General features: G+C 63.9%; 21 protein-coding genes. 6 read left to right on the top strand and 15 right to left on the bottom strand.

Annotation, left to right across the window (positions count from 1 at the left end; translation table 11 throughout):
- Window positions 1-6 precede the first annotated feature (6 nt).
- The 4 genes from EN874_RS16170 to EN874_RS16155 all read right to left on the bottom strand — a co-directional run bounded on the left by EN874_RS16170 (window position 7) and on the right by EN874_RS16155 (window position 4,555).
- Complete coding sequence (locus EN874_RS16170; protein WP_127425638.1) at window positions 7-384, bottom strand: hypothetical protein; 378 nt, start codon at window positions 382-384, stop codon at window positions 7-9.
- Between the two features lie 2 nt (window positions 385-386).
- Entirely contained in the window at window positions 387-1,838 is a 1,452-nt protein-coding gene (gene hydA, locus EN874_RS16165; protein ID WP_127425637.1) for a dihydropyrimidinase, read from the bottom strand.
- Window positions 1,839-1,905: 67 nt separating this feature from the next.
- Window positions 1,906-3,156, bottom strand: coding sequence for a Zn-dependent hydrolase (locus tag EN874_RS16160; RefSeq protein WP_127425636.1), 1,251 nt, complete (start codon window positions 3,154-3,156; stop codon window positions 1,906-1,908).
- 70 nt (window positions 3,157-3,226) lie between these two features.
- Window positions 3,227-4,555, bottom strand: a complete 1,329-nt coding sequence (locus EN874_RS16155; RefSeq protein WP_127425635.1) for an aspartate aminotransferase family protein — start codon at window positions 4,553-4,555, stop codon at window positions 3,227-3,229.
- A 239-nt stretch (window positions 4,556-4,794) separates the two neighbouring features.
- On the opposite strand from EN874_RS16155, the gene EN874_RS16150 reads away from it, so the two are divergent.
- The gene (locus EN874_RS16150; protein ID WP_127425634.1) at window positions 4,795-5,424 is read left to right on the top strand and encodes a TetR family transcriptional regulator C-terminal domain-containing protein; all 630 of its coding nucleotides are present in this window, start codon (window positions 4,795-4,797) and stop codon (window positions 5,422-5,424) included.
- 11 nt (window positions 5,425-5,435) lie between these two features.
- On the opposite strand, the gene EN874_RS16145 is transcribed toward EN874_RS16150, so the two are convergent.
- The gene (locus EN874_RS16145) at window positions 5,436-6,308 is read right to left on the bottom strand and encodes a helix-turn-helix transcriptional regulator (protein WP_127425633.1); all 873 of its coding nucleotides are present in this window, start codon (window positions 6,306-6,308) and stop codon (window positions 5,436-5,438) included.
- A gap of 102 nt (window positions 6,309-6,410) precedes the next feature.
- Between EN874_RS16145 and EN874_RS16140 the strand changes: the two genes are divergently transcribed.
- Together EN874_RS16140 and EN874_RS16135 are read left to right on the top strand one after the other, a co-directional pair.
- A complete protein-coding gene (locus tag EN874_RS16140; RefSeq protein WP_127425632.1) occupies window positions 6,411-7,256 on the top strand; it encodes an SDR family oxidoreductase in 846 nt (281 codons plus the stop codon).
- On the top strand, window positions 7,253-7,975 hold the full coding sequence (locus tag EN874_RS16135) for an SDR family oxidoreductase (RefSeq protein ID WP_127425631.1): 723 nt from the start codon (window positions 7,253-7,255) through the stop codon (window positions 7,973-7,975). The genes EN874_RS16140 and EN874_RS16135 overlap by 4 nt, the downstream gene beginning before the upstream one ends.
- Window positions 7,976-7,979: 4 nt before the next feature.
- Here EN874_RS16135 and EN874_RS16130 read toward each other — a convergent pair whose 3' ends face one another.
- The 7 genes from EN874_RS16130 to EN874_RS16100 form a co-directional block, all read right to left on the bottom strand.
- On the bottom strand, window positions 7,980-8,474 hold the full coding sequence (locus EN874_RS16130) for a DUF3592 domain-containing protein (protein ID WP_127425630.1): 495 nt from the start codon (window positions 8,472-8,474) through the stop codon (window positions 7,980-7,982).
- Window positions 8,475-8,573: 99 nt separating this feature from the next.
- Window positions 8,574-8,951, bottom strand: a complete 378-nt coding sequence (locus EN874_RS16125) for a DoxX family protein (RefSeq protein WP_127425629.1) — start codon at window positions 8,949-8,951, stop codon at window positions 8,574-8,576.
- A 64-nt stretch (window positions 8,952-9,015) separates the two neighbouring features.
- Entirely contained in the window at window positions 9,016-9,474 is a 459-nt protein-coding gene (locus tag EN874_RS16120) for a carboxymuconolactone decarboxylase family protein (RefSeq protein ID WP_127425628.1), read from the bottom strand.
- 39 nt (window positions 9,475-9,513) lie between these two features.
- Window positions 9,514-10,032 carry an Rrf2 family transcriptional regulator gene (locus tag EN874_RS16115; RefSeq protein ID WP_127425627.1) on the bottom strand — a complete coding sequence of 173 codons (519 nt, stop codon included), beginning with the start codon at window positions 10,030-10,032 and terminating at the stop codon, window positions 9,514-9,516.
- A 108-nt stretch (window positions 10,033-10,140) separates the two neighbouring features.
- Complete coding sequence (preA, locus tag EN874_RS16110; protein ID WP_127425819.1) at window positions 10,141-11,454, bottom strand: NAD-dependent dihydropyrimidine dehydrogenase subunit PreA; 1,314 nt, start codon at window positions 11,452-11,454, stop codon at window positions 10,141-10,143.
- Window positions 11,455-11,456: 2 nt separating this feature from the next.
- Complete coding sequence (locus tag EN874_RS16105) at window positions 11,457-12,821, bottom strand: NAD(P)-dependent oxidoreductase (protein WP_127425626.1); 1,365 nt, start codon at window positions 12,819-12,821, stop codon at window positions 11,457-11,459.
- Between the two features lie 114 nt (window positions 12,822-12,935).
- Complete coding sequence (locus EN874_RS16100) at window positions 12,936-13,670, bottom strand: gamma-glutamylcyclotransferase (protein ID WP_127425625.1); 735 nt, start codon at window positions 13,668-13,670, stop codon at window positions 12,936-12,938.
- 178 nt (window positions 13,671-13,848) lie between these two features.
- Between EN874_RS16100 and EN874_RS16095 the strand changes: the two genes are divergently transcribed.
- Entirely contained in the window at window positions 13,849-14,625 is a 777-nt protein-coding gene (locus EN874_RS16095; protein ID WP_127425624.1) for a VOC family protein, read from the top strand.
- A 143-nt stretch (window positions 14,626-14,768) separates the two neighbouring features.
- Here EN874_RS16095 and EN874_RS16090 read toward each other — a convergent pair whose 3' ends face one another.
- On the bottom strand, window positions 14,769-15,275 hold the full coding sequence (locus EN874_RS16090) for a hypothetical protein (protein WP_127425623.1): 507 nt from the start codon (window positions 15,273-15,275) through the stop codon (window positions 14,769-14,771).
- Between the two features lie 184 nt (window positions 15,276-15,459).
- On the opposite strand from EN874_RS16090, the gene EN874_RS16085 reads away from it, so the two are divergent.
- Window positions 15,460-15,858 carry a DoxX family protein gene (locus tag EN874_RS16085; protein WP_127425622.1) on the top strand — a complete coding sequence of 133 codons (399 nt, stop codon included), beginning with the start codon at window positions 15,460-15,462 and terminating at the stop codon, window positions 15,856-15,858.
- Between the two features lie 21 nt (window positions 15,859-15,879).
- Here EN874_RS16085 and EN874_RS16080 read toward each other — a convergent pair whose 3' ends face one another.
- Together EN874_RS16080 and EN874_RS16075 are read right to left on the bottom strand one after the other, a co-directional pair.
- Window positions 15,880-18,306 (bottom strand): FAD-dependent oxidoreductase, encoded by a 2,427-nt coding sequence (locus tag EN874_RS16080; RefSeq protein ID WP_127425621.1) that lies wholly within the window; start codon window positions 18,304-18,306, stop codon window positions 15,880-15,882.
- 64 nt (window positions 18,307-18,370) lie between these two features.
- Window positions 18,371-19,909, bottom strand: a complete 1,539-nt coding sequence (locus EN874_RS16075) for a trimethylamine methyltransferase family protein (RefSeq protein ID WP_127425818.1) — start codon at window positions 19,907-19,909, stop codon at window positions 18,371-18,373.
- 211 nt (window positions 19,910-20,120) lie between these two features.
- Between EN874_RS16075 and EN874_RS16070 the strand changes: the two genes are divergently transcribed.
- Entirely contained in the window at window positions 20,121-20,711 is a 591-nt protein-coding gene (locus EN874_RS16070) for a transglycosylase SLT domain-containing protein (protein ID WP_126088409.1), read from the top strand.
- Window positions 20,712-20,804 lie beyond the last annotated feature (93 nt).

The raw sequence follows: 20,804 nt of genomic DNA, 5'->3' as shown, positions 1-20,804 counted from the left end.
TTGCCGTCATTTGCACCGGGAGACTTCTCCCATTGCATTGCCGTCCTGGTCGGTCACCACCAGCTTCTTCGCATTCTTTTTGCTGCGCTTGATGATGAACTTTGTCGGCGACTGCCCCTCTTCGCCTTCCGCCTCACATTTTGCTGTCACCACAAGCGAACCATCGGCCTGCACCTGCTTGTCGCTGAAGGTGCAGGCGCTGGCCGCAGTGATCAGCTCCTGGTCGGTCACAAGCAGCATCTGATCGGCGGCGACTTCCTGGCCGTTCCTGTTGATGCAGCCATACTTGTCGCCGTAAGGCTTGCTGAGGTCGATGCCGGCAGCAAAGGCCGAGCCTGCGGTCAGCAGCGAGGCAGCCGCGATTGCAAGATAGGGAGCCCGCACGCTCAAACTCCCGTCGCCGGAATGCCGGTGCGCTCCACCTGGCGTGGCGCGGAAATCTCCTTCCAGGTCGACAGCGCCCGGTTGACCGCGGCGTTCGGCTCGCGGGCGACGAACTCGCCATGGCCGATCTTGGCCTTGATATCAGCCTCTTCGATCGAGAGCTCGCCGCGCGAGAAGACGAAGCGCGGCAGGCCGGTCACCTCGAAACCTTCGAAGACATTGTAGTCGATCACCGACTGCTGCTTCTTTGCCGAGATCTTCTTCTTGCGCTTCGGATCCCAGACGACGATGTCGGCGTCGGCGCCTTCGACGATCGCGCCTTTCTTCGGATACATGTTGAGGATCTTGGCGATGTTGGTCGAGGTCACCGCCACGAACTCGTTCATCGTCAGCCGGCCGGTGTTGACGCCGGTGGTCCAAAGAATAGGCAAGCGGTCCTCGAGCCCGCCGGTCCCGTTCGGGATCTTGGTGAAGTCGCCCACGCCGTTGCGCTTCTGCTTGGTGGTGAAGGAGCAGTGGTCGGTCGCCACCACCTGCAGCGAGCCGGCCTGCAGGCCCGCCCACAGCGAATCCTGATGCCACTTGCTGCGGAAGGGCGGGCTCATCACACGCCGCGCCGCATGGTCCCAGTCCTTGTTGAAATATTCGGTCTCATCGAGCGTCAGGTGCTGGATCAGCGGCTCGCCGAACACCCGCATGCCCTTCTGGCGAGCGCGGCGGATGGCCTCGTGGCTCTGCTCGCAGGAGACGTGCACGACGTAGAGCGGCACGCCGGCCATGTCGGCGATCATGATGGCGCGATTGGTCGCTTCGCCCTCCACCTCCGGCGGGCGCGAATAGGCATGGCCTTCCGGCCCGTTGTTGCCGGCGGCAAGCAGTTTTTGCGAGAGGGCAGCGACCACGTCGCCATTCTCGGCGTGGACCAGCGGCAGCGCGCCGAGATCGGCGCAGCGCTGGAACGACGCATACATCTCGTCGTCGTCGACCATCAATGCGCCCTTATAGGCCATGAAGTGCTTGAACGAGGTGATGCCCCGGTCGACGACGGTCGCCATCTCGTCGAACACCTGCTTGCCCCACCAGGTGATCGCCATGTGGAAGGAATAGTCGCAGGCAGCCTTCGAGGTCTTGTTGTCCCACATCTGCAAGGCCTCGAGCAGCGACTGCTGCGGCGCCGGCAGGCAGAAGTCGACCACCATCGTCGTGCCGCCGGAGAGCGCCGCGCGCGTGCCGGATTCGAAATCGTCGGCCGAATAGGTGCCCATGAAAGGCATTTCGAGATGGGTGTGCGGATCGATGCCGCCCGGCATGACGTAGCAGCCCGTGGCGTCGAACTCATGATCGCCGTGCAGGTCCGAGCCGATGGCGATGATCTTGCCGTGGCTGAACACCACGTCGGCCTTCCACGTCCGGTCGGCGGTGACGACGGTGCCGTTCTTGATGACTTTGGTCATTCTCTTGTTCCCCTGATCTTTTCGCGCTTCTTTGCGAGCGGTGTTGCGAGATGGCGGATCTATCCGGTCATTCAACGATTCCCGCCGTCTCGACCACCGCGTGGAACAGCACGTCGGCGCCTGCCGCCGCCCATTCCTTGGAGATGTCCTCGGCCTCGTTGTGGCTGAGACCGCCGACGCAGGGGCACATGACCATGGTCGCCGGCGCGACCTTGGCCGCCCAGCAGGCGTCGTGGCCGGCGCCGGAAATGAGGTTCATGTGGCTGTAGCCCAGTTTTTCGGCCGCAGTGCGCACGCGCCCTACCAGCGTCGGATCGAAGGTCACCGGATCGAAATGGCCGACGGCCTCGACCGAGCATTTGACGCCGAGCGGCTCGCAGATCTTCGGCGCTTCCTTCTCGATGCGGGCGCGCATGCCGTCGAGCTTCGCCTGGTCCGGCGAGCGGATGTCGACGGTGAAGATCACCGTGCCCGGTAAAACATTGCGCGAATTGGGCGAGAACTTCACCTGCCCGACGCCGCCGACGGCGCCCGGCTGGTTTTCCATGGCGACCGTCTGCACCATTTCCAGGATGCGCGCCATGGCGAGACCGGCATTGACGCGCATGTTCATCGGCGTCGAGCCGGTATGCGCTTCCCTGCCGGTCAGCGTGAACTCGAGCCACCACAGGCCCTGGCAGTGCGTAACCACGCCGATCTGCTTGTTCTCGGCTTCGAGGATCGGTCCCTGCTCGATGTGGTACTCGAAATAGGCGTGCATCTTGCGCGCGCCGACCTTCTCGTCGCCGACCCAGCCGATCCGCCTCAGCTCGTCGCCGAAGGTTAGGCCGTCGAGGTCCTTGCGGGCATAGGCGTAGTCCTGGGTATGCACGCCTGCGAACACGCCCGACGCAAGCATGGCCGGCGCGAAACGGGCGCCTTCCTCGTTCGTCCAGTTGGTGACGACGATCGGATGCTTCGTCTTGATGCCGAGATCGTTGAGCGAGCGCACCACCTCCAGGCCGGAGAGCACGCCGAGCACGCCGTCATATTTGCCGCCGGTCGGCTGGGTATCGAGGTGGGAGCCGACATAGACCGGCAGCGCGTCCGGATCGGTGCCGGGTCGCGTCATGAACATGGTGCCCATCTGGTCCACGCCCATGGTGAGCCCGGCCTCGTCGCACCAGGACTTGAACAGCTCGCGGCCCTGCTTATCGGAATCGGTGAGCGTCTGGCGATTGTTGCCGCCGGCAATGCCGGGGCCGATCTTCGCCATCTCCATGATGGAATCCCACAAACGGTCTGAATTCACTCGCAGATTCTCGCCGGGGGCGGCCATTCAAAGTCCTCTCATTTCATGTCACCGATCGGACGGCGGTTCCCGACGCCGCCCGACCGGTTGAAGCAGTTTAGTCTATCGAGCGCAGAACGTCCCGAACATGGTCGATCAGTTCGTTGATCTGGCCCTTGGTGATGATCAGCGGCGGCGACAGCGCGATGATGTCGCCGGTGGTGCGGATCAGCGCGCCGCGCTCGAATGCCTTGACGAAGGCCGAGAAGGCCCGCTTGGTCGGGCTACCGGGGATCGGCGCCAGCTCGATCGCGCCGATCAGGCCGATGTTTCTGACATCGATGACATGCGGCTCGCCCTTCAGCGAATGCAGCGCGTCTTCCCAGTAAGGCGCGAGTTCTTCGCCACGCGTCAGCAGGCCTTCTTCCTTGTAGGTGTCCAAAGTGCCCAACGCCGCGGCGCAGGCGATCGGATTGCCCGAATAGGTGTAGCCGTGGAAGAACTCGATCATGTGTTCCGGACCGGTCATGAAGGCGTCGTGGATCTCCTTCTTCACGAACACCGCGCCCATCGGTATTACGCCGTTGGAAACGCCCTTTGCCGTGGTCATGATATCCGGCGTGACGCCGAAATAATCCGCCGCGAACGGCGCGCCGAGACGGCCGAAGCCGGTGATCACTTCATCGAAAATCAATAATATGCCGTGCTTCGTGCAGATTTCCCGAAGTTTCTGCAGATAGCCCTTCGGCGGCAGGATGACGCCGGTGGAACCCGCGACCGGCTCGACGATGACGGCGGCGATGGTCGAAGCATCATGCAGCGCGACGAGGCGTTCCAGCTCGTTCGCCAGCTCCGCGCCATGTTCCGGCACGCCCTTCGAGAAGGCATTCTTCTCCGGCAGGTGCGTGTGCGGCAAGTGGTCGACGCCGCCGAGCAGCGTGCCGAACATCTTGCGGTTGCTGACGATGCCGCCGACCGAGATGCCGCCGAAATTGACGCCGTGATAGCCGCGCTCGCGGCCGATCAGCCGGGTGCGCGAGCCCTCGCCCCTGGCGCGGTGATAGGCGATCGCCATCTTGAGCGCGGTCTCGACCGATTCCGAGCCGGAATTGGTGAAGAAGACATGGTCCATGCCCTTCGGCGCGATGTCGACCAGACGATTCGCCAGCTCGAACACGATCGGGTGGCCCATCTGGAAGGCCGGCGCATAGTCGAGCTCCGCCGCCTGGCTCTGGATCGCTTCGGTGATCTTCGGCCGGCAGTGGCCGGCGTTCACGCACCACAGGCCGGCGGTGCCGTCGAGCACCTTGCGGCCGTCGCTTGTCGTGTAATGCATGTCCTTCGCGGACACAAACATGCGTGGCGCCTGCTTGAACTGCCGGTTTGCCGTGAACGGCATCCAGAATGCGCTGAGATCGTTCGGCGTGACTTTCAGCCGGTTGGACATGACCAAGACTTCCCCTTGTAACCTGTTTCGGTGAGGCCAACGCTTGGTCTTCGCTGCGTTTTCGTGCTACGCAAATTTTTGACCGATTGGACAAACGTTAGCACCGCCATGTGGGCGGTCAAGGGATTACTAACGGAAATGCGGCATCGGAAGCGCGCTCCACAGGCCAAGGAAAAACTGGTCCAGAGAATTGGTCCAGATCGCGCGCACGGCAAAGTTTTGCGGGGGTGACGGCGACGATGGAAGGTTCAGCGCCCCGCCGCACCCGCATCCAGCAGGAAAAGCGCGAGCTGATCCTGGAAGCCGCGCTCGAAGTCTTCTCAACCAACGGTTTCCGCGGCTCGACCATCGACCAGATCGCCGAGGCCGCCGGCATGTCGAAGCCGAACCTTCTCTATTACTTCCGCCGCAAGGAAGACATTCACGAGACGCTGATGCAGCGGCTGCTCGACACCTGGCTGGCGCCGCTGCGCGAACTCGACGACATCGGCGACCCGATGACCGAACTTAAAAGCTATATCCGCCGCAAGCTCGAAATGGCGCGCGATTTTCCGCGCGAAAGCCGGCTCTTCGCCAACGAGATCCTGCAGGGCGCGCCGCGCATCATGCCGATGCTGGAGGGCGAGTTGAAGACGCTGGTCGACGAGAAGGCCGCCGTCATCAAGGGATGGATGCGCGCCGGCAAGATCGCCCGCACCGACCCCTGGCACCTGATCTTCTCGATCTGGGCGACGACGCAGCATTATGCCGATTTCGATGTCCAGGTCCGCGCCGTGCTCGGCCCCGATCGCGGCGGCGAAGGCCGCTTCGAGGACGCCGCGCGCTTCCTGGAGCAACTGTTCCTCGACGGGCTGAAGCCGAAGGGCTGAGCCGGAACCCGTCAGGCGCTGCGCTTCTTGACAGGCTGCGCTTCGAGCAGCTTCTTCAGCTTGGCGACCGAATTCTGCTCGGGCAACGGCGTGTAGACGATCAGCCGCATGTCCGAGCCGTCGTCGATCGACAGGCTCATATGCTCGAATGCCATCGCGCCGGCGCTGGGATGGCGGACATGCTTCACCCCCGTCAGCCTTCGCGCCACGTCCCGCCTTGGCCACCAATCCCGGAACTCCGGGCTTGAGCGCATCATCAGCGCGATCAGCCGCTCGAAATCCGGATCGCCGACATATTTGGCGCTCTCGGCGCGAAAAGAAGCGAGCACCACGCGCGCGCGCGCTTCCCAGTCGACCAGCAGCCGGCGGTGGTGCGTGCTGGTGAACACCAGGTGCACGATGTTGCGCGCATCGCCCTCCAAGAGGCCATAGTCGCCGAACACGGCCGCCGCCGCATCGTTCCAGGCCAGCACGTCCCAGCGCCGGCCAACGACATAGGCCGGCTGCAGGACGAGGTTCTCCAGCATGTGCAGCAGCGTCCCGTCGACTTTTTCGGGCGACGCCGCGCGCCGCTCGGGCTGCTGTCGACCGGCGAGGATGAACAGATGCCGCTTCTCGATGGCGTCGAGGCGCAATGCCTCCGAGAGCGCCGTCAGCACTTCCGCCGAGGGCCGCACGTCCCTGCCCTGCTCCAGCCAGGTGTACCAGGTGGTGCCGACACCGGCGATCATCGCCACTTCCTCGCGCCTCAGCCCGGGCGTGCGCCGCCTGGCGCCGGTCGCGATGCCGATGTCGGCGGGCGACAGCCTCTCGCGGCGCGAGCGCAGGAAGGCGCCGAGCTCGTGGCGGCGGCTGTCATCGGGGGATTGGGTCACGGCATCCATGACATTATTATAGCAGTATTGATACCAGGATAAAGTTTGAACTGTTTGGGATGCGCGCCGCGCCCCATCTTGCGTTCAGAGCAACACAAGGAGGCTCTGAACATGGAACCCAAGGACAAAACCGTTCTCGTCACCGGCTCGACCGACGGCGTCGGCCGCGTGGTCGCCGAAAGACTCGGCGCCGCCGGCGCCCGCGTGCTGGTGCACGGCCGCGACGAAGGCCGGGGCAAGGATGTGGTGGCCGCCATCGTAGCAAAGGGCGGCAAGGCCGAATTTCTCGCCGCCGACCTCGCTTCGCTTGCCGAAGTGCGCGGCCTTGCCGAAGCCGTGCGCGAAAGAACCGACCGGCTCGATGTTTTGATCAACAATGCCGGCGTCGGCACCGGCGGCCAGGGCGCCAAAAGGCAGGTGAGCGCCGACGGCTATGAGCTGCGCTTCGCCGTCAACTATCTCGCCGGCTTCCTGCTGACTTCCGAGTTGCTGTCGCTGCTCAAGGCCAGCGCCCCGGCGCGCATCGTCAATGTCGCCTCGGCCGGCCAGCAGGCGATCGACTTCGACGACGTCATGCTGACCCATGGCTATAGCGGCGTGCGCGCCTATTGCCAGAGCAAGCTGGCGCAGATCCTGTTCACTATCGACCTGGCCGAACAGCTCGAGGGCTCCGGCGTCACCGTCAACGCGCTCCATCCGGCAAGCTACATGGACACGACGATGGTCCGGCAAGCAGGCGTCACGCCATGGAGCTCGGTGGAGACCGGCGCCGACGCCATTGTCAACCTCGCCGCCTCACCGGCGCTCGAAGGCCGCAGCGGCCTCTATTTCGACGGCCAGCGGGAATCGCGCGCCGATGCACAGGCCTATGACGAAAAGGCCCGCCGCCGGTTGCGGGACCTCAGCCTCGACGTGACCGGACAATCCTCCACGAAGTCCAGGAAACAGCACTCATGAGCGAGACTATCGAACACTGCGTGATCATCGGCGGCTCGTCCGGCATCGGCCTTGCCACGGCAAAGCGGCTGGTCAGCCCCACAATGAAAGTGACGATCACCGGCCGCAACGAGGAAAAGCTGAAGAGCGCCTGGAAGAGCCTTGGCGGCACCGTCGGCAAGGCTGCATTCGACGCGACCGAACCGGACGAGGTGCGGCGCTTCTTCACCGATCTCGGCCCATTCGATCATCTCGTGCTTGCGGCAAGCGGCGGCAAGGGTCTGGGGCCATTCGCAACGCTGGACCTCACCGATATCGGCAGCGGCGTCGACGAAAAGGTCCGGCCGCAGCTGGCCTGCCTGCAGGCGGCGCTGCCGACCTTGAACATAGCCGGATCGGTCACCTTCATTTCAGCCGTCTCGGCACAGCTCGCGGCGCCCGGCATCGCCGGCATCGGCGCCATCAACGGAATGCTGCTCACCGTAGCGCCGATCCTGGCGGTCGAGCTGAAGCCGCTGCGCGTTAATGTCGTGGCGCCGGGTGTGATCGATACGCCCTGGTGGGATTTTCTGCCGGACGAGCAGCGGCAGGCTGTCTTTGCCGAGTACGCGGGCAAGACGCCAGTCGGTCGCATAGGCCGCGCCGAGGACGTCGCCGCGGCAATAGCCTTCCTGGTCTCCAACGGCTTCATGACCGGCCAGGTCCTGACCTGCGACGGCGGCCTGCGCTTTGCCGCCTGAATAGTTAATTGGAAATCAGGCCGGGCAAGAAGGCCAGCACCATCAGCCCGGCGACAACCGCATACCAGACAATCAGGTGGATCGCCTTCATCAGCGGGCGGCCCACTTCGCGTGCCCGCTTCGGGCGAAGCGGATCGTACATCACGTTGACCGGCGCGCCGACATTCCTGGTCGTTCTGTTGACGGGCAGATGCGACTCGAAACGCCACGCCTTACCCTGTCGGTCGGCGAATTCGATGACCGGCGTGTCCGGCCCGTCGCTCGACTTGTCGATGCTTATCACCTTGCCTGTGGCAAAGGCGCCGCGACGCTTGAGCACGATGTCGCCATAGGTCTGTATGGCGACCAGCACCAGGAAGAAGAGGCCGCACAGGAAACACCAGATCTGGATGTCGCTTGGGTGCCCGCCAAAGGCTTCGGCAATTGCCCGGAACGGAAACAGCGCCTGATGGAAGGCTTCCGAAACGCGTGCCCAGAATGCAGTCCAGCTCTGCTCCATAGCCGCCCTACCCGCGCCAACCCCCAGCTTTCATACAGCACAATCGCGACAGAGCGATTACGCGCGGCCGCAAATTACGCCGAACCGGACAGCCGGTGGTCACAGAAAGCGCGCGATCAGCGCCAGGAACCCGCCGGCCAAAGCAACATTGCTGACGACGCCATTGATGCGGGATGCACGATCCGGTCCCTGATGGTCCCAGAAATTGTGGAACATCGGCGTCGCGACAACGAGGAACAGGATCAGGGCTGCTGCCGCAGGCGCCGTCCATATGCCGGCAATCACCAGCGCACCGGCGACGACCTGCAGCGCAATGCCCAGACACAGGGCAAGCCCGGCCTGTGGCACACCGCGCGCAGCCATCAACGATGCGACCAGCTTTCTGTTCTGGATGTTGCGCAGGCCGGCAAAAACGAAAGCGCCGCCAAGCAGCAGCCGCGCTCCGACCAGAATCTCATTCTGAAAATTCTCAAACATGCCATTGATCCCAAAAATGAAAAAGCGTGGGCCTTCGAAAGGCCCACGCTGTCGATAGATAAACTCAGGCAGCCTTGGCGGCCGGCATCGGATGGATGGCGTGGAATGGGATGCACAGCCGGTTCCAGGTGTTGATCATGCCGAGCGCGACCGAGAGCTTGACCAGTTCCTCTTCCGAAAAATGCTCGAGCGTGCGGGCGTAGAGTTCGTCCGATACGCCGTTGTCGGCAATCAGCGTCACGGCCTCGGTCCAGGCGAAGGCGGCGCGCTCGCGCTCGGAAAACAGCGGCGATTCCTTCCAGGCGGCGACGAGATAGAGCCGGGTTTCGCTCTCGCCGTCGCGCCGCGCCTCACGGCTGTGCATCTCGACGCAATACGAGCAGCCATTGATCTGCGAGGCCCTAAGCTTGATCAGGTGCAGCAGGCTCACTTCCAGCCCGCATTCGTCGACGGCCTTGTTGAGCGCCGACACCGCCTTCATGATCTCTGGCGCCTTGGCGAAAAATTGCAGTCTCGATTTCATCGTCTTTCCTTCCAGGTTTGGGTGGGTTTGGAGTTGGGTTCAGATCTGCTTGGGCGGACCGGATTTCTGCGGCCGCTGGTGGCGCTCGACGAAGGCGCAGCTTGCGGCGATCGTGCGCGGATCAGCGTCGTTCATGAAATCGGCAACGATGTCGGAAAGCCTTGCCTCGGCGAGGGCTGCGCGATAGGCGCGCTCCGCCTTCAGCATCGCCGCATTGATGCCGCAGGGCTTCACGTAAGCCGACGCATCGAGCTTGACCGGGCCACGCTGGCGGATTTCGCCGCAACGAAAAGCAGGCTCCCGTCCCTCGACGGCCAGCACGATATCAAGCAGCGTGATTTGTTCTGCCGCTCGCGCCAGCCTGTAACCGCCCGCCGGCCCCGGCACCGATTCCAGGATACGCGCCGTCGTGAGCTGATTGAGATGTTTCAACAGATAGCTCGGCGACAGGCCGAAGGCTTCGGCCATCGCGGCGCCCGACATGGTACTGTTATCGTCGATGCCGGCAAGCATGGCGGCACAATGGATCGCCGCTTCGACGCCCTCTCCCAGCTTCATGCTCTGTCACTCGTATTCATGGATAGTTTTTATCATGGATATTTTTTATCCGCAATAGTGAGAGCGAAAAACGGCGCCGGAAAGCGCCGCTTCCTTTGAATGCCTGCCCTACTCCGCCGCCGCCTTGGCCATCGGATTGTTCGGGTGCGTCGTCCAGTTGGCGTAGGTCGGCGACACCGGCTTGCCGGTGCGCTGGTCCATCGAGCCCGCCGCCAGCGGCTCCATGGTGATGCAGCCTTCCACCGGGCAGACATTGACGCAGAGGTTGCAGCCGACGCATTCGGCCTCGATCACCTCGAAATGCCGGAGACCGTCGACCATCGAGGTGATCGCCTGGTGCGAGGTGTCCTCGCAGGCGATGTGGCAGCGGCCGCACTTGATGCAGGCATCCTGGTCGATATGCGCCTTGGCGACATAGTTGAGGTTGAGATACTGCCAGTCGGTGACGTTGGGCGTGGCGCGGCCGATGATGTCGGAGAGCGAGGCATGGCCCTTCTCGTCCATCCAGTTCTCTAGGCCGGCGATCATTTCCTGCACGATCTTAAAGCCGTAGGTCATCGCCGCCGTGCAGACCTGCACGTTGCCGGCGCCGAGCGCCATGAATTCGGCGGCGTCGCGCCAGGTGGTGATGCCGCCGATGCCGGAGATCGGCAGACCGTGCGTTTCTGTATCGCGCGCGATCTCGGCCACCATGTTCATGGCGATCGGCTTCACCGCCGGGCCGCAATAGCCGCCATGCGAGCCCTTGCCGTCGATGGTCGGCTGCGGCGCGAAGCTGTCGAGGTCGACGCCGGTGATCGAATTGATGGTGTTGATCAGCGACACCGCGTCGGTGCCGCCGGCCTTCGCCGCGCGGGCCGGCTTGCGGATATCGGTGATGTTGGGCGTCAGCTTGGTGATGACCGGCATGCGCGTGTACTGCTTGCACCAGCGCACCACCATCTCGATATATTCCGGCACCTGGCCGACCGCCGAGCCCATGCCGCGCTCGCTCATGCCGTGCGGACAGCCGAAATTGAGCTCGATGCCGTCGGCGCCGGTCTCCTCGACCAGCGGCAGGATCGCTTTCCAGCTCTCCTCGACGCAAGGCACCATGATCGAGGCGACCAGCGCCCGATCCGGCCAGTTCATCTTCACCTGCTTCATCTCGCGCAGATTGGTCTGCAGGTCGCGGTCGGTGATCAGCTCGATGTTGTTAAGGCCGAGCAGGCGGCGGTCGGCGCCCCAGATCGCGCCGTAGCGCGGGCCGTTGACGTTGACGACCGGCGGGCCTTCTTCGCCCAGCGTCTTCCACACCACGCCGCCCCAGCCCGCCTTGAAGGCGCGCTCGACATTGTAGGCCTTGTCGGTCGGCGGCGCCGAGGCCAGCCAGAACGGATTGGGCGACTTGATGCCGACGAAAGTGTTGCGGATGTCTGCCATGCTCATGCCCTCCCGTTAGAGGTCAGCGCCCGGTGGATGCTCTCGGCGGCGTCGCGCCCTTGCGCCACGGCCGAGACCGTCAGGTCGTCGCCGCCGAAGATGCAGTCGCCGCCCGCCCAGACTTTGGCCAGCGAGGTGCGGCCTTCGGCGTCGACCTTGATGCGGCCGGCCTCGAGCTCGATCGAGGCGACGCTGCCGTTGAGCACCGCGGACGTGAAACTCTGGCCGATCGCCTTGAACACCTGATCGGCGGCGAGCGTCAGCGTCTCGCCGGTGCCGGCAAGCTTGTCGCCGTCGATCGCGGTGTATTCGAGCTCGATTGCCGACACCTTGCCGTTCTCGGCAATGACGCGCTTCGGCTGCAGCCAGTGGCGGATGGTGACGCCGTTGGCGGCGGCGAGATCCTGCTCGAAGCCGGAGGCGTTCATGTGCTCCTGCCCGCGCCGGTAGCAGATCGTCACCTCTTCGGCGCCGAGCAGTTTCGACTGCACCGCGGCGTCGATCGCCGTCATGCCGCCGCCGATGACGACGACGCGCCGGCCGACCGGCAGGCTGCCGAGATCGCTCGCCTGCCTGAGTTCGGCGATGAACTCGACGGCGTTGGCGACACCGGACGCCTCCTCGCCGTCGGCGCGCAGCGCATTGATGCCGCCAAGGCCGAGGCCGAGGAACACCGCGTCGTAGTTGCGGATCAGGTCGGAGAGCTGGAAGTCGCGGCCGAGCGCCTTGCCGTTCTGGATGTCGATGCCGCCGATCGAGGTGACATAGTCGACTTCCGCCTGGGCGAAATCGTCGACGCTCTTATAGGCCGCGATGCCATATTCGTTGAGACCTCCCGCCTTGGGCCGCGCCTCGAGGATCGTCACGTCATGGCCGTGGCGGGCAAGACGATGCGCCGCCGCGAGACCCGCAGGCCCGGCGCCGACCACCGCGACCGTTTTTCCAGTCGGTTCGGCGCGCTTGTAGAACTGCTTGTCCTCGTCCATCGCGACATCGGTGGCGTAGCGCTGCAGCCGGCCGATCTGCACCGGCTTACCTTCCGCAACCTCGCGCACGCAAACCTCTTCGCAGAGCGTCTCGGTCGGGCAGACGCGGGCGCACATGCCGCCGAGGATGTTCTGGTCGAAGATCGTCTTGGCCGAGCCGAGCGGATTGCCTGTCGCGATCTGCCGGATGAACAGCGGGATGTCGATCGACGTCGGGCAGGCATTCATGCACGGGGCGTCGTGGCAGAAATAGCAGCGATCGGCCTCGACCAGCGCCTCGTGATGGTCGAGCGGCGGATGCAGATCGGAGAAATTGTCGGCATATTGCTCGGAAGACAGCCGGCCGCCGGCGATGCCTTCGATGAAATGACCAGTCGCCATTCCAGTTCCCCTTGTTGTCGTTTTGGGGAAGGCTAGCACGTTTTATTTTTTTATCAATTGGTCAATTTTCGGCCAAACCACTGGAATGGCTCGATAAAAACATGATTGTTATACTCATGTTATAGCGCCGACTGCGACAGCCGACGGCTCGCTGACTGCGATCCTGTGGCCATGGATCGACCTGATCTCGTCGGCGACCAGTTCCTGCAATCGCCACAGATTGCGGTCATGGATGCCGAACGTCTCGAGGTGGCTGACGGTGTTGTAGAGATATTCGGCGCCCGAGCCGACATGGCCGCAGGCGCGCGCCAGTATCTTTGCCACCCTTTCCAGCGGCTGCCTGAGCGACGTGCCCCTGCCGGTCACGCCGACCCAGAAACCAAGCGCTCGCAAGGATCCCTGCGTCGTGCGCACCGGAACCCATCTGACCGAGCTGACGGCCTCGTGGTCGTCGATCTCACGCCGCAGCAGCCTTTCGATCTGGGCGGTCTTTTCGCCGTCCGGCAGGCGGTAGATGACGCCATCGCATCGGCCGCCCCGTTCCAGCGCCATCATCAATCCAGGCTGCTCGCGGCTGCCGCGCCAGCGTTGTATGTCGAGGCAGAATGAACGGTGCCAGCCATGCGCGGCGGCACGCCGCTGCTCGACGGACTCGAAGGCCGGTTTCCAGATCAATGAGCCATAGGCGAACACCCACAGCGGACCTTCGTCGGCTTCGCCGGACAGGCGCGAGGCGAGCACTCCGAAATCATCGTCGTCCAACTGCGCCCAGCTGCCGTCGGGGCCAGGATCGACCTCCTCCCGGTGGCACAGCGCGACAAGCTCCGGCGTGAGCGACATTCGACGCAATGGAAAAAGAACCCCTCTTTGACGCCAGCAAAATCGAAAATCGCATGACACGCAAGATCAAGGTTTCCTACGCCTTGCCGTTCGCGATTTCTGGTCCAGATGTCGGATTTCTGTCGCCGAGATCGTCCTAGGATGGATCGAACCGCGATTGCTGCCTGAACCGGTAAGGAGACCGACCATGCCGAAATCCCCGCAACCTTTCTTCTGGTATGAACTTTTGACCACCGACCTCGACGCCGCCGAGACCTTTTACACCGCCGTCGTCGGCTGGAGGGCCGAGCCCTTCGACCAGGCGCCGGGCATGCCGCGCTACATCGTGATGAATTCCAGCGTGCGCGGCGTCGGCGGGCTGATGACGCTGCCGGAAGACGCCGCCAAGATGGGCATGCCGCCGGCCTGGCTCGGCTATATCTACACCAGGGATGTCGACGCCTCGACGAAGGCTTTGCAGGAGGCGGGCGGCGCTGTCCACCGCGCGCCGGACGACATTCCCGGCGTCGGCCGCTTCGCCGTCGTCGCCGATCCTCAAGGGGCGACCTTCATGTTCCTGCAGCCCAACCAGCCCGAGCAGCCGCCGGTGCCTGCCACCACGCCCGGCCATATCGGCTGGCACGAACTCTACACTTCGGACTGGAAGGCGGCTTTCGACTTCTATTCAGGCCAGTTCGGCTGGGAGAGCGCCGGCCAATTCGACATGGGCGAGATGGGCATCTACCAGACCTTCGGCGCCGGCCCGGAATCGGGCGGCGGCATGATGAACAAGCCGCCGCAGATTTCGGTCCCGGTCTGGCTGTTCTACTTCAACGTCGATGCCATCGACGCCGCCGCCAAGCGCGTCACCGACAATGGCGGCAAGGTGCTGATGGGGCCGATGGAGGTGCCGAGCGCGCAATGGGTGGTCCAGTGCCAGGACCCGCAAGGCGCGCATTTCGCGCTGCTGGCTCCGGTGCGGTGACAAATGGCGAAGCCGGCGGCAACAGCCGACCTCGTCCTCGTCGCAGTGGGAAGCGGATGGAAAGCCAATTGCTTGGCTTTCCATCCGACGAAAGCCGGCAGGACATATAGGGACGTTGTCTCGCCGACCTTTGGCTGTTGAGATTACTCCGGCGTCAGCACCGCCACCTTGAGATCGGCCTTCTTCGCGCCACTGAGCTGCACGGTGGCCGGGCCGGCGGACAGCTTGAAGCGCACGCTCTTGCGAATTCCCGGGCAGGTCTTCACGCCGCTGAAACCCGTCGACTTCACGGCCCGGCCGTTCTGCACGACATCGATCCAGGCCTCGTCGGACAGGCTGAGCTGGAGTTCGCCTTCAGCGGGCACGATGACGCTTGCCGTCGCGCCGAAGGTGCCGGCCGCCGGCGCGCGCGCCGGCGGCACCTCAAAGCTGATCGTATCGACAGCCACAAGTGCGAAATCCATCGCTTGACCGACTGTCAGGTCAGCGCCGGACTGCGCCGCGGGCGCCGCCGGAAAGAGGGCCTGCTCGCGTGTCACCGGCCATTTGAATGCGTCACAATCGGCGCCGCCGGCCATGGCGAAGCTCGTGCCTGCAAGGAGTGCGAAGAGGCTGATGACGACTTTTTTCATGGCAAAGGCAACCCGCATGGTTTGATGTCTCCGCACATCAATACAACCATAGAGATACTAATGCAACCATAGAGAGAGAAAATCCGGGACGAAACTGAAACGATTTCCGGTCACCGATTGTTGATGGCAGGCCATGGGAACTGAGTGGTCCGCTGCCGCACGATAATTATGTGGCCGGTGCGGACGGGTAAATGGAGTTTGCATGAAGCTTTTCGAAAGCCTCGCCCTATACCGCCCGCAGGTGCTGGGCGTGCTCCGTATCATGACGGCGTTGCAGTTCATCGAGCACGGCACCCAGAAACTGTTCAATTTTCCTGCTGGCGCCCATGCCGAGGCGCTGACCGGCCTTGCGCTGACGACCGGGATCCTCGAATTTGCCGGCGGCGTGCTGTTGGCACTGGGGCTTTTCACGCGCCCGGTGGCATTGCTGCTCTGCGGCGAGATGGCGATTACCTATTTCATGGCCCACATGCCGCGCAACTTCTTCCCCGTCAACAACGGCGGCGACGCAGCCATCCTGTTCTGCTTCATTTTTCTCTACCTGTTCTTTGCCGGTCCTGGCTCGTTCGCGCTGGACAATCGCGGCACCGCCAAAGCGTGATGGCAGCATGCGCGCCTCGCTTCAGGCGCGCATCCGCTCGAATTTGGCGTCGAACAGAGGCGCCGGCTGGACCCGCGCCGCATGGCGCTTGCCGAGGATCTCGATCTCGAAGCCGTCCGGCTCGTCGGCGATCTCCTTCGGCACATAACCCATTGCGACCGATTTCTTCGAATGATGAGCGTAGCCGCCGGACGTAACCCAGCCGCGCACGGCGCCGTCATGCCAGATCGCCTCGTCGCCGATGACATCGGCATCGGCGGCGTCGACGATGAAGGCGCGCAGCCTGAGCTTGCCGCCCTGCTTGCGCTCGGCGAGCGCCGCTTCCTTGCCGATGAAGTCGGCTTCCTTGCCATAGGCGACGAAACGGTCGAGCCCCGCCTCGACCGGCCCGTAGATCGGGCGGTATTCGCGCGCCCATGAGCCGTAGTTCTTCTCGAGCCTGAGCGCATTGAGCGCGCGCGAGCCGAACAGGCCGATGCCGAACGCCTCGCCTGCGTTGATCAGCGCCTGGTAGGCGGCGCGCTGATATTCCGGCGCCACCCAGATCTCGTAGCCGAGATCGCCGGTATAGCTGACCCGGCCGACCAGGCACGGCGCCATGCCGATATCCATTCTTGCAAAAGCCATGAACGGAAAGGCAGCGCTGGAGACGTCGGCACGGGTGACCTTGGCCAGCACCTCCTTCGCCCTCGGCCCTGCGATGGCGAGGCCGGTGTGCTTCTGTCCCAACGCCTCGATGCGCACCGAGCCATCCTTTGGCAGATGCGTCTCGAACCAGCGCATGTGGTACTGCTCGGCGACGCCGGAACCGGCGATGAACCACTCGCCCTCTCCGCAATTGGCCAGCGTGAAATCGCCGATCAGCTTGCCGTCCTGCTTCAGCATCGGCGCCAGCGTCATGCGGCCAGGCTTGGGCAGCTTGCAGGCGAGGATGCGGTCGAGCCAGGCGGCCGCCCCCTCGCCCGTCACCCTGTATTTGGCGAAGCTTGAAATCTCCGCCAAGCCAACGCCATTGCGAACGGCGGCAACCTCCTTCGCGACATGATCGAAGTCGGTCGAACGCCGCCACGAGAACTCGTCGCTGACGCCTTCGGGCGCATACCAGAGCGGCACCTCCAGCCCGTAAGCCACGCCCCATTGCGCGCCCTTGGCCGACAAAGTGTCGTAGACCGGTGTCGTCTTGAGCGGACGGCCGGCGGGCAGTTCTTCATTCGGAAAGCGGATCGAGAAGCGCCGCGAATAATTCTCGCGCACCTTGGCGTTGGTGTAGGCCATCGTCGCCCAGTCGCCGTAGCGCGCCACGTCCATCGCCCAGATGTCGGCGCCGGGGTCGCCCTCGATCATCCAGTTGGAGAGCGCCAGCCCGACGCCGCCGCCTTGAGAAAACCCCGCCATGACGCCGCAGGCGACCCAGTAGCCCGGCAGGCCGCGCACCGGGCCGACCAGCGGATTGCCGTCCGGGGCGAAGGTGAACGGGCCGTTGATGATCTGCTTGATGCCGGTCTTCTGGAAGGCCGGAAAATGGCGGAAGCCGACCTCCAGCGACGGCGCGATGCGGTCGATGTCCGGCTCCAGCAGCTCATGGCCGAAGTTCCACGGTGTGGAGAACTCGGACCAGACCTTGTTGGCCCTCTCGTAGGTGCCCATCAACATGCCGCCGCGCTCCTGGCGCAGATAGAGCTCGCCGTCGAAATCGACCGCATGGATGATCTCGGTGCCGGTCTTACGGTTCCAGTCGGCGACCTCCGGCATGTCCTCGGTGATCAGGTACATGTGCTCCATGGCGAGCACCGGCAGCTCCAGCCCGACCATGCGGCCGACTTCGCGCGCCCATAGCCCGCCGGCATTCACGACATGCTCGGCCACCACCTCGCCCTTGTTGGTGATGACGCGCCACAGGCCGTCGGCCCGGCGCACGATGTCCTCGACCTTGGTGAAGCGCTCGACCTCGGCGCCGAGCTTCCGCGCCGCCTTGGCATAGGCATGCGTGACGCCCGACGGATCGAGATGGCCGTCCTCCTTGTTGCGCACCGCGCCGACGAATTGCTTTGGGTCGATGAGCGGCATCAGCTCGGCCGCTTCATTTGCCGAGATCACTTCGAGGTCGATGCCGAGATAGCGGCCCTTCGAGACCACGCCGCGCAGCCAGTCGAGCCGCGCCTCGGTCGCCGCCAACAAGACGCCGCCGGTGAGATGCACGCCGGTCGCCTGGCCGGAAAGTTCCTCAATCTCCTTGTAGAGCGAGATCGTGTATTTCTGCAGCTTGGCGACGTTGGGATCGCCGTTGATGGTATGCATGCCGCCGGCCGCGTGCCAGGTCGAGCCCGAGGTCAGCTCATCACGCTCCAGCAGCACGACATCTGTCCAGCCGTGGCGGGCGAGATGGAACAGCACCGAGCATCCGACGACACCGCCGCCAATGACCACGACCTTTGCATGCGACTTCATGGGTTCTTCTCGTTATTTCAGTGAGTTGAGAGAATGAAATGAATCAGGATGGAAAGCTGTTCCCTCACGGCTCTCCCTGCCCGATCGCTTCCTTGCGGCGCGCGATATAGGCTTCGAGCGCCTCGCGCACGGCGGAGTCCACGGCCGGCTCAACATATTCCTCCAGCGCCTTTTTCCACAGCCGCGTCGCGCGCGCCGTCGTGTCAAGCGCGCCGGCCTCCTGCCAGGCTTCGTAGTTCTGCCAGTTGGAGAGCATCGGCTGGTAGAAGGCGGTGGCATATCGTTCCAGCGTATGCGGCTCGCCGAAGAAGTGGCCGCCGGTCGACACCGCCCCCAGCGCCTCCACCGCAAGCTCGGCCTCATCGACCACGATCGGCCGCAGGAACTCCATCATGTGCTGCATCATCTCGACATCGATAATGAGCTTCTCGAACGATGCCGTCAGCCCGCCCTCCTGCCAGCCGGCGGCGTGGTAGACGAGATTGCCGTGGCCGAGCACGGCGCCCCACAGCGCCATCAACGTCTCATAAGCGCCTTGCGCGTCGGCGGCGTTCGAGGCCGAGCCCGGCGTGGTGCGGTACGGCAGGTTGTAGCGCCGCGCCAATTGCCCGGAGGCGATGTTGGCCTTGGTGTTTTCGGGTGTGCCGAAGGCCGGCGCGCCGGACTTCATGTCGACGTTGGAGGTGAAGGCGCCGTACATCACCGGTGCGCCGGGGCGCACGAGCTGCGTCAGCACGATTCCGAACAGCGCCTCGGCATTCTGCTGCGCCAGCGCGCCGGCCAGCGTCACCGGGCTCATCGCCCCCATCAGCGTGAACGGCGTCACCGCCACCGACTGGCCGTATTCGGCCATGGTCATCAGCCCCTCGGCCATCATCTCGTCGAAGCGGCGCGGCGAGTTGACCGAGATGATGGTGGTGACGCCGGGATCCTGGCCGATCTGGTCGAGCGTCAAGCCACGCGCAATCGCCATCATCTCGATGCCGTCGAGCGCCCTGCCCCGACCGATCGCCGAGACATGGAAGCATTTGTCGGTCAGTGTGATGTTGGCAAAATAGGTGTCGAGATGGCGCGAATTCGCCGGCAATTCGATCGGCGCGCAGACCTGGTTGCCCAGCATGTGGATGCAGTTGAAATGCTGCGCCAGCCGGACGAGGTCGCAGTAGTCGGCGAGATTGCCGGCGCGGCGGCCGCGTTCCATGTCGTGCACATTGGGCGGCCCGGCGACCAGCGTGAAGTTGATGGTGTTGCCGCCGAGATGGATGGCGCGGGCTGGATTGCGCGGGGTAAGCGTGTAGGAAGGCCGCGTCGTCTTCAGCGCCTCGTCGACCATGCCGCGATCGACGCGCACGTTCATCGAGCTGTGGTCGACCCTGGCGCCGGCGCGTTCGAACAGGGCAAGCGCCCGCAGGCTCATCACCTCGATGCCGAAATTTTCCAGGATATGCATCGAAGCATGATGAATTGCCTCGATCTGGTCGGCCGAAAGCAGCGCCATCGGCGGATAAGGATTCATCACCCGCCTGAGCGGCAACTGCGGAATGGCGGACGGCCCCCGGTTGCTGGTTCGCTCGGCGCCGCGTTTTCGTCTTGGTTCGGTCATGCGCGCATCAGAGCGCCGGCCGGGCGCGGCAGCTGTCAGGAATTCGCCATTTGCCGGCGTGATTTTAGCCACGGCGGCATTTTCTCAAATCGATGAAAAGAAATGCGACACATCCGGTCGAAATATCGATAGATCGATGATCGGCCCGTCACGGCCGGCGTTAAGGAAGCTCGAAAGACTCCTTTTATGATTTGCGCCTATTCGTCCTCCGATGCGTAGGTCGAGTTTTAGTAAAATTGTCGCTGTGTCTGTGCTGCTGGCGCTTTCGGCCTGCGCGACGGCGCCCAGCCACATCAACAATGTCTGCGCCGTCTTCGACCAGAATGACGGCTGGTTCGACAATTGGCAGTCCGCCGCCGAGCGCACCGAGCAGAAGTACGGCATTCCCGTTCCGGTGCTGATGGCGACGGTGCGCAAGGAATCCGGCTTCAAGAGCAATGCCCGGCCGCCGCGCACCAAGCTGCTCGGCTTCATTCCCTGGAAGCATGTCTCCACTGCCGCGGGTTACTCGCAGGCGCTCGACGGCACCTGGTCGCAATACCAGATGGAGACCGGCAACTGGGCGGCGCGGCGCAGCCGTTTCGCCGACGCCATCGATTTCGTCGGCTGGTATCATTCCAAGACCGTCGACACGTTCGGCGTCGCCCGCAACGACACTTACAATCTCTATCTCGCTTATTACCTTGGCTGGTCGGCCTACGGCCGCGGCAATCGCGGGGACTCAGGCGTGCAGAGCTACGCGCGCGCCACCGACCAGATGGCCCGCGACTACGCCGCGCAGCTGCGGCAGTGTGGCAGCTGATGGCACGACGCCACGCTGCCTCCCAGATCTGTTGAGATTCAGGTCAGGCCGAGCCGAAAATCGCGCAGGCCGGCCTCACCTGAATATCACCGG

Source organism: Mesorhizobium sp. M1D.F.Ca.ET.231.01.1.1 (assembly GCF_003999155.2).
Taxonomy (GTDB): domain Bacteria; phylum Pseudomonadota; class Alphaproteobacteria; order Rhizobiales; family Rhizobiaceae; genus Mesorhizobium.
This window is presented reverse-complemented; position numbering and strand designations above follow the sequence as displayed.

What these genes read in the sequence shown, in the direction of transcription:
- hydA (WP_127425637.1), bottom strand. Translation starts at nt 1,838, where the DNA reads ATGACCAAAGTCATCAAGAACGGCACCGTCGTCACCGCCGACCGGACG.
- EN874_RS16160 (WP_127425636.1), bottom strand. Translation starts at nt 3,156, where the DNA reads ATGGCCGCCCCCGGCGAGAATCTGCGAGTGAATTCAGACCGTTTGTGG.
- EN874_RS16155 (WP_127425635.1), bottom strand. Translation starts at nt 4,555, where the DNA reads ATGTCCAACCGGCTGAAAGTCACGCCGAACGATCTCAGCGCATTCTGG.
- EN874_RS16150 (WP_127425634.1), top strand. Translation starts at nt 4,795, where the DNA reads ATGGAAGGTTCAGCGCCCCGCCGCACCCGCATCCAGCAGGAAAAGCGC.
- EN874_RS16145 (WP_127425633.1), bottom strand. Translation starts at nt 6,308, where the DNA reads ATGGATGCCGTGACCCAATCCCCCGATGACAGCCGCCGCCACGAGCTC.
- EN874_RS16140 (WP_127425632.1), top strand. Translation starts at nt 6,411, where the DNA reads ATGGAACCCAAGGACAAAACCGTTCTCGTCACCGGCTCGACCGACGGC.
- EN874_RS16135 (WP_127425631.1), top strand. Translation starts at nt 7,253, where the DNA reads ATGAGCGAGACTATCGAACACTGCGTGATCATCGGCGGCTCGTCCGGC.
- EN874_RS16130 (WP_127425630.1), bottom strand. Translation starts at nt 8,474, where the DNA reads ATGGAGCAGAGCTGGACTGCATTCTGGGCACGCGTTTCGGAAGCCTTC.
- EN874_RS16125 (WP_127425629.1), bottom strand. Translation starts at nt 8,951, where the DNA reads ATGTTTGAGAATTTTCAGAATGAGATTCTGGTCGGAGCGCGGCTGCTG.
- EN874_RS16120 (WP_127425628.1), bottom strand. Translation starts at nt 9,474, where the DNA reads ATGAAATCGAGACTGCAATTTTTCGCCAAGGCGCCAGAGATCATGAAG.
- EN874_RS16115 (WP_127425627.1), bottom strand. Translation starts at nt 10,032, where the DNA reads ATGAAGCTGGGAGAGGGCGTCGAAGCGGCGATCCATTGTGCCGCCATG.
- preA (WP_127425819.1), bottom strand. Translation starts at nt 11,454, where the DNA reads ATGGCAGACATCCGCAACACTTTCGTCGGCATCAAGTCGCCCAATCCG.
- EN874_RS16105 (WP_127425626.1), bottom strand. Translation starts at nt 12,821, where the DNA reads ATGGCGACTGGTCATTTCATCGAAGGCATCGCCGGCGGCCGGCTGTCT.
- EN874_RS16095 (WP_127425624.1), top strand. Translation starts at nt 13,849, where the DNA reads ATGCCGAAATCCCCGCAACCTTTCTTCTGGTATGAACTTTTGACCACC.
- EN874_RS16090 (WP_127425623.1), bottom strand. Translation starts at nt 15,275, where the DNA reads ATGCGGGTTGCCTTTGCCATGAAAAAAGTCGTCATCAGCCTCTTCGCA.
- EN874_RS16085 (WP_127425622.1), top strand. Translation starts at nt 15,460, where the DNA reads ATGAAGCTTTTCGAAAGCCTCGCCCTATACCGCCCGCAGGTGCTGGGC.
- EN874_RS16080 (WP_127425621.1), bottom strand. Translation starts at nt 18,306, where the DNA reads ATGAAGTCGCATGCAAAGGTCGTGGTCATTGGCGGCGGTGTCGTCGGA.
- EN874_RS16075 (WP_127425818.1), bottom strand. Translation starts at nt 19,909, where the DNA reads ATGACCGAACCAAGACGAAAACGCGGCGCCGAGCGAACCAGCAACCGG.
- EN874_RS16070 (WP_126088409.1), top strand. Translation starts at nt 20,121, where the DNA reads ATGCGTAGGTCGAGTTTTAGTAAAATTGTCGCTGTGTCTGTGCTGCTG.